This window comes from Nostoc sp. 'Peltigera membranacea cyanobiont' 232 (assembly GCF_002245985.1).
Taxonomy (GTDB): domain Bacteria; phylum Cyanobacteriota; class Cyanobacteriia; order Cyanobacteriales; family Nostocaceae; genus Nostoc.
This window is the reverse complement of record NZ_NOLK01000011.1, coordinates 1-17,269: the sequence shown is the minus strand read 5'-3', so window position 1 is coordinate 17,269 and position 17,269 is coordinate 1. Positions and strand designations below refer to the sequence as shown.

The following is a 17,269-nucleotide window of genomic DNA, read 5'->3' as shown; positions in this document are numbered from 1 at the left end:
CCTACAAAATTGGATATTTTTTTAATTGGAAGTCCCTTAGAACGGCATTGAAATATATTACCTTTCACAAAACAAGGCAACGGTCACAAGGGTAATAAAGTATCAATCAAAACTTTACTTGTAAGTATAGTGCTTACTAGTATAGAAAATTTTGTGTCGAGATGCGTAGCACAATACACAAGAAATTATTGTCCTACTTACTAGGAGTGCGATCGCTAGTATGAGGAACTTTCGCTCTAACATTAAACATTGACAATAGGTACAACAAATATGCAAGAAGTATTAACCTTGATTGAGCAAAAAAAACAAGAATATGCTCAACTGCCCTTGTTTAATTTTATGCGAGACAAAACTATAAATCACAGACAAAGGCTAGCTTGGGCACCATGTGCGGCTCATTTTATTATGAACTTTGCAGAACTGAATAAGTATTTTTTGCGAGTAGAACCAACTAACGATCCGATTCAGAGACTAATTAACAAGCATACTTATGAAGACGATCATCATTGGCTGTGGTTTGTGGAAGATATGAAAAACCTAGAGCTTGACAAATCATTGAAATTTAGTGATGCATTAAAATTTCTTTGGGGTGAAGAAACAAAGAATGCTCGCTGGTTAAACTATCAACTTTATCGATATACTTCCCAAGCTACTCCTATCCAGAAAATCATAGTTATTGAAGTTACCGAAGCTACAGGTAACATAATGTTTTCAGCTACAGCAGAGATTTGCAAAGAAGTTAAAGTAATTACCGAAAAACCATGCCGATATTTTGCAGATTTCCATCTGGCTGTTGAAACTGGTCACATGACAGGTGCATCTGGAATAGAAGGAATTTTACAACATATTCAACTATCAGAAGTAACTCGACAAGAAGCTTTTGAATTGGTTGAGAACTTATTTACAGTTTTTACACAATTTACAAGCGATCTTTTGGTATATGCTGAAACCCATGAAATTGAGCAAAAATTGAAAGCTGCATAAATTCTTAAACAAGCTTTTTTAAATTTGCTTCCAGACTTAATTTTAAACTTAAAGAGGAAAAGAGGAACTCTAGCTATGTCACAGGATGTACAAAATGTTGTGATTGTTGGTGGTGGTTCAGCAGGTTGGATGACGGCAGCTTATTTGAGTAAAGCACTAGATAAAAATATTCAGATTACGCTGGTAGAATCATCTAACATCACAAAAGTTGGAGTTGGAGAAGCAACTTTTAGTACCATCAAAGTATTCTTTGATTTTCTGGGGCTACAAGAAGATGAATGGATGCCAAAGTGTAATGCCACATACAAGATGGCAATTAAGTTTGTCAATTGGAATGCGAAGGGAGATCACTTCTACCATCCTTTCCAGAGATACGAGGTGATTGATGGCTTTGATCTCTCTGAATGGTGGCTGAAAATGAAGAAAGATCGAGAAGCATTTGATTATGCCTGCTTTTTAACTCCCTGGCTGTGTGACAATCAAAGTTCTCCTAGATATCTGGATGGTAAAGTCTTTGATGACAAAGTTCAAAATGAATTTTCTCAAGGACATATTGTCAAGAAAAGTATCCTAGATAATTTAAAGATTCAGTACCCCTATGCCTATCATTTTGATGCGAATCTACTCGCAAGATTCATGAAAGATTATGCAATGGAAAGAGGAGTAAAGCAAATTGTTGATGATGTGGTGGATACCAAGTTAACTGAGGATGGCAGCATAGGTAGCCTCACAACCAAAGAGCATGGCATTCTTAGTGGCGACCTTTTCATTGACTGTACTGGTTTCCGTGGTCTTTTGATCAACAAAGTGCTTGATGAGCCATTCATTTCTTATTCAGAGTCGCTGTTGTGCGATCGCGCGATCGCCATGCAGATACCAACCGATCTAAAAAAAGATGGTATCAACCCTTACACCACGGCAACTGCGCTTTCCTCTGGTTGGGTCTGGAATATACCTTTGTATGGTAGAAATGGTACAGGGTATGTTTATGCCAGCGCATTCATTTCTGCTGAGGAAGCAGAACAGGAATTTCGCCAGCACTTGGGATCTGCTGCTGATAATTGTCAAGCCTCTCATATCAAGATGCGGATTGGACGCAACAGAAACTCATGGGTGAAAAACTGTGTAGCAATTGGTCTTTCTAGTGGATTTGTGGAACCATTAGAATCTACTGGCATCTTTTTCATTCAACATGGAATTGAAGAATTAGTTAGCCACTTTCCTAGCAAATCTTTCAATGAAGAGCTAATTCACAGCTATAACAAGGTTATCGCTGACTGCATAGATGGTGTGCGAGAATTTTTGACACTTCATTACTATGCTAGCGATCGCACTGACACAGAATTCTGGAAAGCAACTAAGACCAATATCAAAGTCCCAGAAGAACTAGGGGAAAAATTAAAATTATGGAAAAATAGACTGCCGAGCAATAAGAGTATTAATCCGAAATACCACGGCTTCGAGTCTTACTCTTATTCAGTAATGTTGCTGGGGCTAAATTATATGCCTGAAAGCAGCCTGCCCATTTTAGAGCATATCAAAAATCACAATGCCCAAGCTGCATTTTTGGAAATTAAGGAAAGAGCCAATTACCTAAGTTCAACTTTGCCGTCCCAGTATGAATATTTAACCCATGTAATTAAGTCACAAGAGTAGTCTGGGTATCTGAGAAAATGTTTGAAAAGGGTCGTTTGACCTCATAGTTAGCACAGCCAAGTATCTCAGTATAGGGCTAGAGCCTTGATTTATCGTTGCAGTTAAGCCCATCAGAAGGGCTAGACCCGGACTTTTCAAACACCCTCTTAGCTTGGTTAGCGATCGGCCACAGCAGATTCCTGTACCAATTTCATAATTTAGGAGAACCCAAGATGACAGTCAAACAAGTCTGTGTGATTGGAGCTGGAGTCAGTGGATTAGTCTCAGCAAAGACATTTCTTGAGGAAGGTTACGAAGTTACATTGTTCGAGAAACGGCAGGGACTTGGTGGTGTCTGGGAAAGATCGAGGACTTACCCAGGACTATCGATCCAAAATCCCAGAGACACTTATGCTTTCTCAGACTATCCTATGCCAGCCTCTTATCCAGAATGGCCTTCAGGAGAGCAAATATGTGCTTACCTTGAATCCTATGCTCAACACTTTGGTGTAGTAGAAAAAATTCAGTTTGGTGCAAAAGTAACTAAAGTGGAGCGTAAATCAGGAAATACTACTGGATGGATAATTAGTGTTAGCTTTCAAGAAAACGATCGGGAGATCGGAAAAAAAAATTACGAGTTCGACTTTCTTATTGTGTGTAATGGCACTTATGATATTCCCTACATTCCTAACTTGCCGGGAATGGAAGAGTTCATTGCCGCTGGAGGTCAGGTAATACATACTAACAACTTTAATGACAGCTCTGTAATTGAGGGCAAGCGAGTAGTTGTTGTCGGTTTTGGCAAGTCAGCCACCGATCTTGCGAATCTCGCAGCTAGTAAGGCTAAGGAGTGTACCCTTGTCTTCCGTCAAGCGCTGTGGAAAGTTCCTAACTTCTTTCTCGGTCTGTTCAACCTCAAGTATATTTTCCTGACTCGGTTTGCAGAAACTTGGATGCCCTATCATAAACTTCAAGGATGGGAAAAGTGGCTGCATAGTTTTGGGAAGCCATTGGTGTGGGCATTCTGGCGGTTAAATGAGACTATCCTGCGCTTACAGTTTCCGCTTGATGCTTGTGGGATGGTGCCCAAACAACCTATGGACAAATTGATTGGCTGTAGTATCGGCTTGGTGCCTAAAGGCTTTTTTGAGTATGTACGTGCAGGCAAAATTCGTGCTATCAAGACAAAAATCAACAAGTTTTTTGCTAGTGGCGTAGAATTGGATAACGGCGAGCAAATACAAGCAGATGTTGTTGTCTTTGGTACAGGATTTCTTCAAGATATCCCCTTTTTAGAAGAGAAGTATCACAGGCAAGTATTTGATGAGGAAGGCACTATCCATCTTTACCGCCATCTCATTCACCCTCATGTTCCCCAGATGGGTTTTGTTGGTTATAACTACACTTTCTGTGCCCAGTTATCAGCAGAGATTGGTGCTAGGTGGTTATCAGAGTACGTCAAAGGAAGTATAACTTTACCATCCCAACAACAGATGCTAGAGGATGTAACAGCAGAGTTGGAATGGAGGAAAAAAGATAGACCTTATGCTTTTGTCAGTGGAGCATGTGTAACTCCTTTTACATTCCATTACATTGATGAGTTGCTTCAGGATATGGGTCTGAGTAGCCGCCGTCAACCAGGTAACTTGCTTGGGGAGTTTCTGATGCCAATAGATCCATCTGCTTACAAACATCTCCGCCAGGAATTACAGGTAAAAGAACATCCATTTCTCAATAATTCTGCGATCGCCTCCGCCAAGGCGTAGCCCATCGCGCCAATTGTACTGATGAGAAGCGTTCGTTGATATCTCCCTAATACGGTTTGGTGAAGTTCTCAACCTAACCGTATTGTAAATTTTCCAGTCTCGGCAGCTTGTCTCACTGTTGCATTGGAATCTCAATCACAAACTCAGTCCCCTTTCCAAGAGTTGAATCACAGCTTAAATGACCGTTGTGTTTATCAACGATTTGATAGCTAATTGACAACCCTAATCCCCTACCACTTCCCACTGGCTTAGTAGTAAAAAAAGGATTAAATATTTTCTGCTCTACCTGTGCAGTCATGCCGTGACCGTTATCAGCAATCCGAATCTTCAGCGTGTTTACTTCTCCTAGTTCAGTACAAATCCAAATCTGAGGCTTTTTCCTCGGAAAATCTCCTTCATTCTCGTCCTCATCTAAAGCATCGATTGCATTACTTAAAATATTCATAAATACTTGGTTTAGTTGACCAGCATAGCAAATAACATTCGGCAGTTGTGCGTATTCTTTAAAGACCTCAATTTCTGGGCGATTGCTCTTTTCCTTAAGTCGGTGCTGCAAAATCATTAGGGTACTATCGATGCCTTCATGAATATTTACAGGCTTCATTTCCGATTCATCTAGACGAGAAAAGCTACGTAAGCTCAGAATAATATCTCGGATACGGGAACTTCCCATATTCATAGAATCGAGGACTCTTGGTAGGTCTTCTTTCAGGAATTCTACATCCATTTCCTGAATTTTTTGCTTCACTATTACTGAGGGATGGGGATATTGCTGGTGATAAATATTAATTAAATCTAGCAATTCTTGAACATAATGAGTTGCGTGAGTAATATTTCCATGAATAAAACTGATGGGATTATTAATTTCATGAGCAATTCCTGCTACCATTTGCCCTAATGAAGACATTCGTTCACTTTGAATTAATTGACTTTGGGTACTTTGTAATTCTTCTACAGCTTCTTGCAGATGTTGATTTTTTTCGTTAAGTTCTGCTGTTCTGACTTCCACTTTTTCCTCTAGTATATAACTGTATTCCTCCAAGCTCTCATTAGCTTCAGCCAAATTTTTATAGAGAATAGCATTTTCTAAAGAGATTACAGCTTGGGTCGTTAATAGTTTTATAACTTCTAGGCGATCGCGTGTAAATGCCCCTATCGTTAAATTGTTTTCTAGATAAATCAACCCTACAAGTTTGCTTTTATTAAGCATTGGAATAGATAATATACTCTTTGGCTCCTCACGGTTAATATAGGTATCTGCCGCAAAATTAGCTTCAGAATTAATATCATCAATTACTAATATTTCTCTAGTTCGTTTAATATAATTAATTAAAGAAATAGGAACACTATCGCTAAACTCTAAAGGAACAGATAAAAACTCAGTATGAGTATCTCCAAAAGTGGAATTATAACTAATTGCAGTAATAGTTAAATCTAAGTTATCAGCTTCACACAAAATCAGTACACATTTAGAAGCTCCTGCATTCTCCATTACAACTTCCATTAAAGTAGAAAGGAGTGCCTCTAGCTCAATCTCTCCAGACACTGCTTGAGAAGCTTTAATAACAGTTCCCAAATCTAATATATCTGAAATAGTAGTGTTGACATTTTCATTCGTAAGCAGAGTATGGTCAGTACTAAGTGTAGATAAGTGTATGCTCAGTTCAGGTAGGGTTTTTTCACTGCAAAAATTGCTAAGTTTTTCTTGCTTAATAATGGGTGCAAGCAATTGAGGATAGCGTTTTTGCAAGTCATTAACTTTGGCTAATGCTCCCCAGCGAACATAGCAATTGTAGGCATCAGTGAGGTAGACTTGGGCGATTCTTTGTTTACCCCATTTGAGATAAAATTTAGCCGCTAATTCGTAAGCAAGAGCTTCTTCGTTAATGTAGTCATTTTGTTTTGCAAGAAAAATAGCTGACTCATAATTATCTATCGCTTCAAGATATTGACCAAGAATTCCATGTCGTTCCGCTTCTACTAAATAAAATTTATGCAAATGATTCATGGGAGCCTGAACTGCCCAGTTTTGCATTTTTTTCTGATTTTCTACCACTCTATTCAGAATTTTTTGTTGCTCAAATTTCTCTAAATCACAGTATACTGCTAGATGGGTTAATGAATCGTAGAAATAAAATTGAGCAGTAACAAACATGCCTACACCAGCATATAAGTACTTTTCTAGCATTACTGTATTTTCAAGAGCTTGAGAGTAATCAGCAAGTAGATAGCATAGGTGAAGTTTGCAGAAATATAGGAAAAAAAGTGCTACTCCATCTTTAGCTTTAAGATGAAGTGATAGCATTTTATCTTCATCGTATGCTTCACCAATTAAAGTCTGAGGATTTTTCACATTTCCAAGAAGATTCAAAATTGTCTGCCGAAATATTTCATTCCAATGAAATACTCTTTCTTGCTTTATTTGCCTAATAGTATTACTATGGATTGCTAGATCGTGTTCAAGCTCTACTAATTCCTTTCCTGTAAAATATGCATGTTGGGAGTAGCCATAAAGAGCATAAGCTGCAAATTCCATATCTCCTACTTCGAGATTAGTAGTATAAGCCTCAAGTAAAGGTTTCAATGTTTGCTTTATATGCTCTTTCCAATGTCTGACAAGATGATTAAATGTTTCCATAATCTTGCCAGTTACCTCTTTTGTTTGAAAATTAGGCAATAAACTCTCAGCCAGTTTGCCAAATTTATATCCCGAATCAATGTCTCCTATTACTCCACACAACATTACTCCATACATTACGTATGCAAAAGCAGACAAAGGAGAATTACCAAATCTGATAGATAAATTGATCTGTTTCAGAATAATTAACACTAATAATTCCGGTGCAACGGTATAAGTAATACCAATTACACTAGATAAGATACGCATGATTATTAATTGTTTGGCCTCTGTAATTTCTGGAAGTTCAATTAAGTCTTGAATAGGTCTATTAGCTAATTTTGCAGATGTTATCTCTATTTCTATCTGAATATCTGATTGACTGGGATTTGTAGGAAACTCTACTCCCAAAGTTTCCAAAAATGTTTTTGCAATATTGACAGCTTCCAGTTCTTTTCCTTGTGCACCATAAGACTGTATTTTTACTTCATAAGCTTTAACTCTATCTAGTGGGGTTTTCGCTTTTAGCAACACAGCCTGGACAAATTTTTCTGTATATTCAAAATCACCACTGAGATATGAGGCATCTGCGGCGGTATTATACAAAGCTAAGGTGATATCGTATTTCGTATCCCAACTATCATCAGCTAATAGCTCAATTCCAGTAGTTAAATACTTAAGTGCCGATGAATAAGCTGTTGATACTAAAGCTTTACGTCCAGCAATCAGATTCATTTCGGCTAGCTCATTACGTTTAGCTTGCTCGGTGATGAATTCGACTGCAATATTAAAATGATTTACAAGCTCAAAAATATTTTCTTCTCGTTCGGAAACTGGGGTATTTTTCAAGATAAGCAGCCCAATTTTTAAGTGTATTTGTTTAATTTGGTCTTGGGGAATTAGAGAATAAGCTGCTTGCTGAACTCTATCATGTACGAATTTATACCTCTGCGATGGAAAATTAGTAATTGATAAATTTTCCGATTCTCTATTTGAAAATCCTAATAGTTGTTTATCATTTTCTGGTGTAAGACTATAACCATCTTTCTGAGGTATAATTAGTCCTTCAACTAATGCTTGCCATAAGTCGGATGCAGTATCTATTAATGATTTTTCATTGACAATTGATAATGTTTTTAAGTCAAACTCATTACCAATACAAGCAGATATTTTTAATACATTTTGTACGTTTTTGGGCAATCTTTCTATTTGGATGCCCATCAATTCTACTACATCATCTGTAAGGGATAAAGTTTTAATTTTGGTAATATCGTACTGCCAATGACCAGCATCAAAATCTAATTCAATTAATCCCTCATTATATAATAACTTAAGAAATTGAGATGTAAAAAAGGGGTTGCCTTTAGTTTTAATAAACACCATTTGAGTCAGAGGAACAGCAATTTCCTCTCGACAAAGCAGCGTATCAGCAATCAGATGGTTTAAATCAATCTGACTTAAAGGTGAGAGTTTAATTGTATTAATTACTGCTCCTGTTTTAGCAATTTCTTTTAGTGTCAAAGATAACGGATGTAGATTTGAAACTTCATTATCTCTATAGGTGCTAATTAGTAGCAAACCACCCTTAGTTTCATATATATTCTCTTTATCCTTAGCAAGGCGAGAAGAAGTCTCATCCATTAATAATTGAATAAACTTCAAAGAAGCTATATCTGCCCATTGCAAATCATCTAGAAATATTACCAGAGGATGCTCTTTAGTGGTGAAAACCTGGATAAATCTCTGGAACAATAAATTGAAGCGATTTTGAGCAGCGCTACCAGCAAGTTCAGTAGATGGAGGTTGTTTACCAATAATTATTTCCAGTTCAGGAATTACATTAATGATTACCTGAGATTGCGTACTCAATGCCGATAAAATTTTGGTTTTCCATTGTTGAATTTGGGCATCGGTTTCGGAGAGTATTTGCCCAATTAAATCCTGTAAAGCTTGCACCAATCCTGATAACGGGATATCACGTTGGAATTGGTCAAATTTACCTTTGATGAAGTAACTATGCTGTCTTGCAATGGGTTTGTGGACTTCGTTGACCACAGCCGTTTTACCAATTCCTGAGTAACCAGCGACTAAAATCATTTCCGTGCTTCCGCTTGTCACCCGATCAAAAGTAGTGAGTATAATTTCGATCTCTCTTTGACGACCATAGAGTTTTTCAGGAATGGTAAAATGGTTCGAGATATCCCGAATCCCTAATTCAAAGACTGCAATACTTCTTTTCTCTTGCCATTGGTTTTGACATCTCTCCAAATCATATCTGAGTCCATGAGCACTCTGATATCTATCTTCAGCATTTTTTGCCATTAGCTTGCTGATAATATTAGATAAAACTGGAGGGATATTGGAGTTAATATAGCTGGCTTTTGGCGGTTCTTTAGCAATATGAGAGTAGACTAACTCCATAGGTTCAGTAGTACTAAAGGGTAACTGCCCAGTCAAGAGTTCAAAGAATGTGACACCCAAGGAATAAAAGTCGGTACGGTAGTCTATACCCCGATTCATGCGTCCTGTTTGTTCAGGGGAAATATAAGCTAGAGTACCTTCTAGAACGTTGGGATTCGTGAGAAATTGAATTTCTCTTGGTAATAGAGTCGCAAGACTAAAATCGATAATTCCGGTCTTACCTGTTATCCGATTAATCAGAATATTGGCAGGTTTGATATCTTTGTGAATGATGCAATGGGAATGTAGCCCTTCCAAAGTTGTGCTAATTTCAATGGCAATATCGAAAAACTCACTCAACGAAACATAATTTTTTCCTTTTTTATGCTCTTCTTGCTGCCAGAGATTAAGGGCAATACCACCAAAATCTTCCATGACTAGAACATATCTATTATGGTATTTTTCTAGACTTATTGGTTTGACTATACCCGGAATTTCAAGATTTTTGGTAATACTATATTGATTGACAAATTGATTAATTTCATCGAAATTAGGATCTTCGTTACGCATCAATTTTAAAATAATTGATTGCTGGTCTTTTTCTCTGATAGCTCGATAAACTAAGGTTTTTTTACCGGAGTATAGTTGCTTAATAATGCGATAGCCAAGTATAAGAAATACCGGATTTGATTCTACTAACATTGGATCTAGTTCTTATAAGTTTATGTTTATGCTTTAGTATACCCAGAACATAATTACTACTATCATTAGATATAATGAGCTTTTGGAATAAGCGCCGATCGAGTTGCCCGATCGCTAAATCTTCTAGCTGGCTTGCTCTGCGAAAGCTATTTGTGTCATACTTGCATAACTTACTAATTCCTAAATTCCGAGCGGCTTTAAGTAGTATTGCTAGCGATCGCCAAAAGACCTGAGTTCGAGGTCATAAACTGAAGAAGAAAAGAAAGCAGGATTTAGGCTACTTTATGTCAAAGTTGGAGCAAGCAGTGCCAGACACCTTTGTAACCAAAAGCTTAGAAACTCTCCCTAATATTTTCGACCGGGTTGAGGCTCTGGGCAAGGACTTTGCTACCCGTGCAGGGGCACACGACAAAGATGGTTCTTTTCCTTTTGAGAATTTTACAGCTTTGCATGAAGCAGGATTACTCAGCCTCACCATTCCTCGTGAATTAGGTGGTCAGGGTTTAGGGTTGCTAACTATCTGCGGAGTGATTGAAGGGATAGCGCGTGGCGATGCTTCAACCGCGCTAGTACTGACAATGCATTATCTCCAACATGCCCATGCAGCCCGTAGTCGTCGCTGGCATCCAGAAGTATATAAACGGCTGTGTCGTGAATCCATTGAAGGCATTGCCCTGCTGAATGCGGCCCGTGTCGAACCAGAGTTAGGAACACCAGCTAGAGGCGGATTACCTGCCACAATTGCCGAAGGCACAACAGAGGGTTGGCGTTTAACAGGCCACAAGCAATACACCACAGGTAGTCCCATCCTCAGTTACTTTATTGTTTGGGCGCGGACAACTGAGGATGAACCACAAGTTGGTAGTTTTCTAGTTCCGCGCGATCTGCCCGGTTTGCGAATTGTCGAAACCTGGGATCACTTGGGCATGAGAGCTACAGGTAGCCACGATCTGATTTTAGAGAATGTATTAATCCCCTCAGAGTATGCTCTGAATATCAGTCCCATATCTGCTGCGCCATCCTTCGATCCCCTGATTTCCACTTGGGGCAGTTTGACAATAAGTGCCTTATATCTAGGTGTTGCTACTAGTGCGCGAGACTGGCTGGTTAAATATCTTTGGGAGCGATCGCCTTCTAATCTCAAAGAGCCACTGGCAACTCTACCACGCTTCCAAACTGCCGTGGGTGAGATAGAATCACTGCTATTTGCTAACAATAGATTGATTTATAGCTTGGCTCAAGATATTGATAAGGGCGAGTATGAGTCTAACGTAGGATTACAGGCACAAGCTGTTAAATACCTGACCACAACTAACTCAATTCGGGCTGTAGAGATTGCGTTAGAACTGACAGGTAATCCTGGTATGTTAAAAAGGAATCCTTTAGAGCGACACTACCGAGATGTTTTATGTAGTCGTATCCATACGCCACAAAATGATGTTATTTGCCAGTCATTAGGTAAGTCGGTGTTGAAAGCCAAGTGATTGGCGAGTGGGGGATGAGGGTAGGGTGTTGATTTTATACCTTTTCAGGGGTTAAAAATTCATGCCCAATCCTTTCCAATCCTTGCTGAGTAAAATTTGCAGTGGGAAAAGTTATTTTTCGCGTTCTTTAAGTAATGAGTAATGAGTAATGAGTAATGAGTAAATACCTATTACTTATTACTCATTACTTATTACTCATTTAATTTGCTTCACCGATGATGACACCAAAACTGTATGAATAAAAAATGGGTAAATCTCATCAAAGTCAACACCCTAGGATAATACCCACCATCGACTCTACCAATCCGGTAATATCTTACTCAGAATTACAAAGTAATCCGGTAATATCTTACTCAGAATTACCAGATAATGGTCTTATAATATACACAAATATTGGAAATTTAGTAGAAGTGCCAGAACCAACTTTTGGGGCACTAACAATGGCAGGAAGTGGCATGGTAATGCTGTTGATGTTACGGAGACGTTCAATTATCTAAAAAACGGTAAGGCTAAGAGCGAACAAGCTGACCGACGTGAGTCAGAATTTAAAATTTTAAATTGTTTAGTATCCTGCTTTCTTGTCTACGACATTTCGTAAGGGCTGACCAGTTTGGTAGCGGATAAGATTGTCGATAAACAGTTGTGCTATACGCTCTCTCAGCCGTGGTGAAAGGGCTGAACAATGGGGTGTGATAAAAGCGTTTGGTAGCGACCACAAAGGACTTTCCGGTGGCAGAGGTTCTGTAGCTACTGTATCTAATCCAGCACCCGCAATCCATCCCTCACTTAGTGCGGTGAGTAATGCAACTTCATCCACGATCGCACCACGAGCGATATTAATTAAGTAAGCAGACTGACGCATGGAGCGCAATGCAGCTTCATCGATCAAGCCTTTAGTTTCTGGAGTAAGCGGTGTAGCAATTACTACATAATCTGCTGCTGGGAGGAGCGATCGCCATTCATCAGCACCAACAATCTTGTCAAAATTCGGTAGGGGTTCGGGATGGCGGCGACTACCCCAAACTTTAACACCAAACGCTTTAGCGCGAGATGCGATCGCTTGACCTATATTCCCAGTGCCGAGAATTAATAAAGTTGCGTCTGCCAACTCTTCGAGAAACACTCCTCTTACCCAAGTGTGTGCATCCTGCAAAGTCTGCAATTTCCGCAGATTCTTGGCGTGATAGAGCATGAATGCCAATACAAATTCCGAAATTGGAATCGCATGAACCCCTGCGCCATTAGTAAGGATAATGTCCTTTTGCAAAAAATTTGGTGTGAGAATGTGATTTACGCCAGCGCTTGGTGATTGTTGCCAACGCAGTCTAGGTGCTGCTGTCAGTACTTTGTCAAGGGTAGAAGTTTTCAGATAAAATCCGTTGACATAAACTTCTGCATCACTGACATCACCATCGAGATTACCTTCACTATCCACTTCCACAACATCTATATCAGATGGTAGGTGTGGCTCAATATCAGCAATGAGATGATCGGGTAAAATTAGTTTTACCATTTGCTACTCCCTAATTTCATTTTGGATCGTACCTTTGGTGCGCTTCCACAACCCCAATGATAAATAAAGTTGTTTCGCTAAGAAATTACCTTCAACAATATCAAGTAATAATATTTCTACCTCGTTAATAGCTTTTGCTCTTTCAATTAATTCGTTTAGTAATAATTTACCTATACCTTTTCGTCGATGTTCTTGTTGAACATACATACTAGTAATATATGCTTTATGCCTAAGTTTTATTCTTGATTCTTGGTGAAATGCAAATATTCCAATTAACTCTTTATCTTCAAGGCAGCCCAAAATAAAGTTATTATTATCTACTAAGATTCTATCCTGAAATTGTTCTATGGTTTTAATTGCTTCTTCATGATCCGTTGTGCCAAATGAATCTGGATTTTTATACAAAGCTTCTAATCTGATATTTCTATAATCTTTTACATCATACTTTGTTAATTGTCTAATTATCATTATTTAAATTTAAATAATAGATATCTATATGTTTTTTTTAATCAAGCTTTGAGTGTTTAAAAACAATTTCGGATTGCTATAACCGCTTTTTAAGAGTAAGTTGTAATCTCGAAGTAGCCTATTTACCGCAGCTACCTCAAGTTTAATCTCGATTGACTAAAAAACTAAAACTTAAATTTTAACTACTCAACTGTAGTAATTGGTTATTTGACAGAGTATTTTCATTGGTCATTACTCGCTGGAGAACTGCTTCTCTGATATTTACAAACACTTCGCTACTTCTATCTCGCGGGCGTGAAAGTCTCACAGGTAAATCGAGAGAAATTTGTCCTTCATCAATCACTATCACTCGGTCTGCTAACGCGACAGCCTCTTCCACATCATGAGTAACCAAAAACGCAGTAAATCTTCGCTCTTGCCATAAATTTTCAATTAATTGCTGCATTTCTAAGCGAGTTAGAGCATCTAATGCTCCCAAAGGTTCATCTAACAACAACAAACGGGGCTGACTGACTAACGCCCTTGCCAATGATACCCGTTGCCGTTGTCCACCAGATAAAACATACGGCCACTCATCAGCCCGATCTTTAAGTCCGACTTTATCTAGTGCCCACAAAGCTTTTTCACGCCAATCGCCTTGTAAGCCTAACCCTACGTTTTGGATAACGCGCTTCCACGGTAACAAACGGGGATCTTGAAACATCACTCTTACAGAGCCGCTAAGTCTACGCAGTGGTTCTCCATCCAGTAGTATTCCGCCTGAAGTTGTTTTATCTAATCCTGAAACCAGACGCAATAAGGTACTCTTACCACAACCACTTCGTCCAACAATAGCGACAAATTCACCTGCTTCAACTTCTAAATTTAGTGAGTTTAAAACAGTTTTCTTGCCGAAAGATTTCGTCAAATCCAAAATACTTAGTTGTGTACCCTGTACATTAGAACTCACTTGCAAAACCTCATTTTTTTTCAGAACAATCAGGATTTATTTCTTTGATAAGACGTTGAATTTGTAAATTACACTCAAAATGAATATAAATCAAAAGTTAAAATCAGGAGTTTTCAACCTTTGAATCTGGTGACTTTAGTATTTATGACTTTTGATAGTTTGGATTCCAAGCCAAAAATTTTGTTTCTAATCCTTTGGCAACAGCATCTGCTAATTTACCAAGCAGTGCATAGATCACAATACTTAAAACCACAACATCAGTTTGCATAAACTCACGGGCATTCATTGCCATATAACCAAGTCCAGAATCTGCTGCGATCGTTTCTGCTACAATTAGTGTCAACCACATAATCCCCAAAGAAAAACGTACACCGACGAGAATCGAAGATAAGGCTCCTGGAAAAATAATTTGCCATAATAATTGTGGTGTTTTCAATCCATAGACTTTTCCCATCTCAATCAGTCCAGGATCAACACTACGGATGCCATGAAATGTATTGAGATATAACGGGAAAAATACCCCCATAGAAACTAGAAATAATCTAGCTTGATCGCCAATACCAAACCAGAGAATTACTAAGGGAATTAATGCCAAATTAGGGATAGTGCGGAGCATTTGCAAGGAACTATCTAATAACTTTTCTGCTATCCGGGAAAAGCCATTGAGCAATCCCAAACCGAATCCAATACTGCCACCAACTATAAAACCAGATATCGCCCGCCCAGCACTAATTCCTATATGTTGAAAAAGTTCTCCGGTGGAGGCTAGTCTAATGGCTGTAGCGATTACGCCACTAGGGGCTGGTAAAATTCTGGTTGAGAGTAAACCAGTTCTGGAAGCAAGTTCCCAAAATACTAGCACTAGAACGGGCACAATCCAGGGAACTATTTTATCGATTTGCGGGTTTTCTAACACCTCGCTCAGGGATATATTATTGTTTCTTTTGGTGTGTTTAAGGCTAATAGTCATGGGATTTTGGATTTTCAATTGTTCCGAAGGATGAATCTAGAAGCATCATCAACATAATTCGTAATTTGCTCTTTAATTACGAATTATTCATGAAGCACTCGTTAGTTGTTTAGAAAATTTTTCATTGGCGACAATTTCGCTAACAGTACTCAAGACTGGTGGCGTTAAAAGTGCAGGTTCGCTTTGCAAAGGTAGGTGTGGAAATAATAATTCGGCGGTGCGATACGCTTCTTCTAAATGGGGATATCCAGAGAACACAAAGGTTTCTATGCCCAAATTACGATATTCCAGCATCCTAGCGGCAACGGTATCGGGATCTCCAACTAAGGCTGTACCAGCACCTCCCCGCACCAATCCAATTCCTATCCACAGGTTGGGACTAATCTCTAGGGTTTCTCGACTACCACTATGTAGTTTACTCATTCGTCGCTGTCCTTCAGAATCAGAACTAGCCAAGTTCTCCTGAGCTTTTGCGATCGCATCGTCATCCACATACTTAATTAGCTCATTGGCTGCATCCCAAGCCGCAGACTCGGTTTCTCGCACAATTACATGCAAGCGAATCCCAAAGCGGACTGTTCTACCAAGTTCCGCCGCCAATCGCCTAACTTCAGCAATCTTTTGAGCAACTTGTTGTGGAGGTTCACCCCAAGTCAGGTAAACATCTATATGTTTAGCAGCAACCCGCTTCGCAGCAGCAGATGAACCACCAAACCACAAGGGTGGATAGGGTTTTTGAACTGGTGGGAATAAGAGTTTACCACCTTTGATATCCAGGTAGTTTCCCTTAAAATCCACTGTTTCCCCACTGACAATACCCCGCCAAACGGTAAGAAATTCATCGGTTAAATCATAGCGATCGTCATGACTAAGATGCAAGCCATCCCCAGCGAGTTGCACCGGATCTCCACCTGTCACCACATTAATCAACAATCTTCCTTTAGAAATCCGGTCAAATGTTGCTGCCATTCTTGCAGCAGCACCCGGAGAAGTAATTCCTGGGCGAATTGCCACAAGAAATTTCATCCGCTTGGTGACAGATATGAGAGCAGCAGCAGTTATCCAAGCATCTTCACAAGAACTCCCTGTGGGTAACAATGCACCCGTGTAGCCTAAACTATCCACAGCTTGGGCAATTTGCTGCAAATAATCAGGTGTGGCAACACGAGAACCAATATCTGTGCCTAAATAGCGTCCATCATGAGATCCAGTAGGAATAAACCAGAGAATTTGCATGTTTGTCAGGGTATGGGAGTTTAATTTACGATTATCCGACCGAATTACCGTATTTTATAGTCAAGATTTTACCCGATATTATCTAAAAATCAAGCCTAATTTAACCATCAGTAAAAAATGGCTGACTGAATAACGAACTCCTTAGCCGACGATTATGACACTTTCGTGGTCAGAACTGCTGTGTTGGAAAATACAACTTTTAACTGAGTAAGCCACATTTCCAATTCGATCGGTAATTACGTAATTAACTCAGATGATACCAGAGATTATGAAATATTATCTGTAATAACCCAAGTTGCTAGTACCGCAAGGCGGAATTCAAAATTCAAAATTCAAAATTCAAAATGAATACAGCGTAAGCCTTTCGTTGATTTGAAATGGTAGCTTTATTTACGCCGTGGTGTACTAGTTACTCTTACAGGCGATCGCCTACGCCACGCTAAGTACGTGGGCGTAAATAATTATCATTGGGACAAGGTAGGGGGCTAATACCCGGATTTCTCACCACACCTCTCAAAGCCCGTGCTTGTGCAGGGGAGCAGGGG

12 protein-coding genes are annotated in these 17,269 nt (G+C 39.1%); 6 read left to right on the top strand and 6 right to left on the bottom strand.

Features of this window, described 5'->3' with window-relative positions:
- The first annotated feature begins 270 nt into the window (after positions 1-270).
- From CDG79_RS05745 to CDG79_RS05735, 3 genes are all read left to right on the top strand, one after another.
- Complete coding sequence (locus CDG79_RS05745; RefSeq protein WP_094341278.1) at positions 271-984, top strand: hypothetical protein; 714 nt, start codon at positions 271-273, stop codon at positions 982-984.
- Positions 985-1,059: 75 nt separating this feature from the next.
- The gene (locus CDG79_RS05740; protein ID WP_094341277.1) at positions 1,060-2,640 is read left to right on the top strand and encodes a tryptophan halogenase family protein; all 1,581 of its coding nucleotides are present in this window, start codon (positions 1,060-1,062) and stop codon (positions 2,638-2,640) included.
- Between the two features lie 212 nt (positions 2,641-2,852).
- Complete coding sequence (locus CDG79_RS05735; protein WP_094341276.1) at positions 2,853-4,385, top strand: flavin-containing monooxygenase; 1,533 nt, start codon at positions 2,853-2,855, stop codon at positions 4,383-4,385.
- Between the two features lie 112 nt (positions 4,386-4,497).
- Here the strand turns inward: CDG79_RS05735 and CDG79_RS05730 are convergent, their stop codons facing one another.
- Positions 4,498-10,104, bottom strand: a complete 5,607-nt coding sequence (locus CDG79_RS05730; protein WP_094341275.1) for an ATP-binding sensor histidine kinase — start codon at positions 10,102-10,104, stop codon at positions 4,498-4,500.
- Between the two features lie 74 nt (positions 10,105-10,178).
- Between CDG79_RS05730 and CDG79_RS42115 the strand changes: the two genes are divergently transcribed.
- The 3 genes from CDG79_RS42115 to CDG79_RS05720 all read left to right on the top strand — a co-directional run bounded on the left by CDG79_RS42115 (position 10,179) and on the right by CDG79_RS05720 (position 12,085).
- Positions 10,179-10,337, top strand: coding sequence for a hypothetical protein (locus CDG79_RS42115; protein ID WP_189524893.1), 159 nt, complete (start codon positions 10,179-10,181; stop codon positions 10,335-10,337).
- Between the two features lie 51 nt (positions 10,338-10,388).
- Complete coding sequence (locus CDG79_RS05725; RefSeq protein WP_094341274.1) at positions 10,389-11,588, top strand: acyl-CoA dehydrogenase family protein; 1,200 nt, start codon at positions 10,389-10,391, stop codon at positions 11,586-11,588.
- Positions 11,589-11,833: 245 nt separating this feature from the next.
- A complete protein-coding gene (locus CDG79_RS05720) occupies positions 11,834-12,085 on the top strand; it encodes a hypothetical protein (RefSeq protein ID WP_094341273.1) in 252 nt (83 codons plus the stop codon).
- Between the two features lie 65 nt (positions 12,086-12,150).
- Here CDG79_RS05720 and CDG79_RS05715 read toward each other — a convergent pair whose 3' ends face one another.
- From CDG79_RS05715 to ssuD, 5 genes are all read right to left on the bottom strand, one after another.
- On the bottom strand, positions 12,151-13,101 hold the full coding sequence (locus CDG79_RS05715; RefSeq protein ID WP_094341272.1) for a D-2-hydroxyacid dehydrogenase: 951 nt from the start codon (positions 13,099-13,101) through the stop codon (positions 12,151-12,153).
- A gap of 3 nt (positions 13,102-13,104) precedes the next feature.
- Positions 13,105-13,569 carry a GNAT family N-acetyltransferase gene (locus tag CDG79_RS05710; RefSeq protein ID WP_094341271.1) on the bottom strand — a complete coding sequence of 155 codons (465 nt, stop codon included), beginning with the start codon at positions 13,567-13,569 and terminating at the stop codon, positions 13,105-13,107.
- A gap of 178 nt (positions 13,570-13,747) precedes the next feature.
- A complete protein-coding gene (locus CDG79_RS05705) occupies positions 13,748-14,518 on the bottom strand; it encodes an ATP-binding cassette domain-containing protein (RefSeq protein ID WP_094341270.1) in 771 nt (256 codons plus the stop codon).
- Between the two features lie 142 nt (positions 14,519-14,660).
- Positions 14,661-15,488, bottom strand: a complete 828-nt coding sequence (gene ssuC, locus CDG79_RS05700; RefSeq protein WP_094341269.1) for an aliphatic sulfonate ABC transporter permease SsuC — start codon at positions 15,486-15,488, stop codon at positions 14,661-14,663.
- Positions 15,489-15,575: 87 nt separating this feature from the next.
- Entirely contained in the window at positions 15,576-16,724 is a 1,149-nt protein-coding gene (gene ssuD, locus CDG79_RS05695) for an FMNH2-dependent alkanesulfonate monooxygenase (RefSeq protein ID WP_094341268.1), read from the bottom strand.
- Positions 16,725-17,269 lie beyond the last annotated feature (545 nt).